This window comes from Pseudomonas sp. KB_15 (assembly GCF_052114525.1).
Lineage (GTDB): Bacteria > Pseudomonadota > Gammaproteobacteria > Pseudomonadales > Pseudomonadaceae > Aquipseudomonas.
Window position 1 is genome coordinate 1 of sequence record NZ_JBFREX010000293.1, and the last position, 399, is coordinate 399.

The following is a 399-nucleotide window of genomic DNA, read 5'->3' on the forward strand; positions in this document are numbered from 1 at the left end:
ATCTATTACTACACGGGCGCCCAGCACGGCGGGGCGGGCGGCACGACCAGCATCAGCTTCGCGCCCACCCGTAATGTCTACCCGGCCGGCACGGTGATCCAGCACAACGACACCTTCCGTGCGCTGTTCATCGATCTCGAGGACTGGGTCGTGCGCGGCACCACGCCGCCTGCCAGCCAGGTGCCGGCGCTGGCCGATGGCTCGCTGGTGCGCCCAGCCGACGTGGCCTTCCCCGTCATGAAGGGCGTGACGTGGGCCGTGAGCGGCGTGCAGACGGCGGTGCCTGACTTCCAGTACCTGGCGCGCTACAACGGCTATCCGTTGCTCGACTTCGGCCCGCAGTACCGGCGCGAGGACGAGTCCGGGATCGCCATGGTGCTGCCGCCGGCGTACCTGAAC

General features: G+C 68.9%; 1 pseudogene. It reads left to right on the forward strand.

What is annotated here, in order from left to right:
- Positions 1–399: pseudogene (locus AB4Z35_RS30960) on the forward strand (hypothetical protein); the annotation flags it as partial.